Annotated in this window: 1 rRNA gene; it reads right to left on the bottom strand. The window is 56.9% G+C overall.

The annotated features are described in order from the left end of the window. Window positions 1-1,422 (bottom strand): 23S ribosomal RNA (locus tag V2J85_RS40230); the annotation flags it as partial. Window positions 1,423-1,471: the final 49 nt, after the last annotated feature.

The following is a 1,471-nucleotide window of genomic DNA, read 5'->3' as shown; positions in this document are numbered from 1 at the left end:
TAGTCAATCGGCGCACACGTTTCCCACGTGTGTATCGCTACTCATGCCTGCATTCTCACTCGTGAACCGTCCACAACTCGTTTCCACGGCTGCTTCACCCGGCACACGACGCTCCCCTACCCATCACGATCCCCGTTAGGAGTAATATCGCAATGACATGACTTCGGCGGTGTGCTTGAGCCCCGCTACATTGTCGGCGCGGAATCACTTGACCAGTGAGCTATTACGCACTCTTTCAAGGGTGGCTGCTTCTAAGCCAACCTCCTGGTTGTCTCTGCGACTCCACATCCTTTCCCACTTAGCACACGCTTAGGGGCCTTAGTCGATGCTCTGGGCTGTTTCCCTCTCGACCATGGAGCTTATCCCCCACAGTCTCACTGCCGCGCTCTCACTTACCGGCATTCGGAGTTTGGCTAAGGTCAGTAACCCGGTAGGGCCCATCGCCTATCCAGTGCTCTACCTCCGGCAAGAAACACACGACGCTGCACCTAAATGCATTTCGGGGAGAACCAGCTATCACGGAGTTTGATTGGCCTTTCACCCCTAACCACAGGTCATCCCCCAGGTTTTCAACCCTGGTGGGTTCGGTCCTCCACGAAGTCTTACCTCCGCTTCAACCTGCCCATGGCTAGATCACTCCGCTTCGGGTCTTGGGCACGCTACTCAACGCCCTATTCGGACTCGCTTTCGCTACGGCTTCCCCACACGGGTTAACCTCGCAACATACCGCAAACTCGCAGGCTCATTCTTCAAAAGGCACGCAGTCACGACGTTGAATCCGAAGACTCAACGCGACGCTCCCACGGCTTGTAGGCACACGGTTTCAGGTACTATTTCACTCCGCTCCCGCGGTACTTTTCACCATTCCCTCACGGTACTATCCGCTATCGGTCACCAGGGAATATTTAGGCTTAACGGGTGGTCCCGCCAGATTCACACGGGATTTCTCGGGCCCCGTGCTACTTGGGTGTCTCTTAAACGAGCCGCTGACGTTTCAGCTACGGGGGTCTTACCCTCTACGCCGGACCTTTCGCATGTCCTTCGCCTACATCAACGGTTTCTGACTCGTCCCACAGCCGGCAGACTGTAGAAAAGAGATCCCACAACCCCAACCACGCAACCCCTGCCGGGTATCACACGTGACTGGTTTGGCCTCATCCAGTTTCGCTCGCCACTACTCCCGGAATCACGGTTGTTTTCTCTTCCTGCGGGTACTGAGATGTTTCACTTCCCCGCGTTCCCTCCACACTGCCTATGTGTTCAGCAGCGGGTGACAGCCCATGACGACTGCCGGGTTTCCCCATTCGGACACCCCCGGATCAAAGCTCGGTTGACAGCTCCCCGGGGCCTATCGCGGCCTCCCACGTCCTTCATCGGTTCCTGGTGCCAAGGCATCCACCGTGCGCCCTTAAAAACTTGGCCACAGATGCTCGCGTCCACTGTGCAGTTCTCAAGCAACGACCAGCCACCC

Origin of the sequence: Streptomyces bugieae (assembly GCF_036352915.1) — a bacterium.
GTDB classification, from domain to species: domain Bacteria; phylum Actinomycetota; class Actinomycetes; order Streptomycetales; family Streptomycetaceae; genus Streptomyces; species Streptomyces endophytica.
Note: the sequence above shows the minus strand (reverse complement) of the source record. Positions and strands in the feature narration are given on the sequence as shown.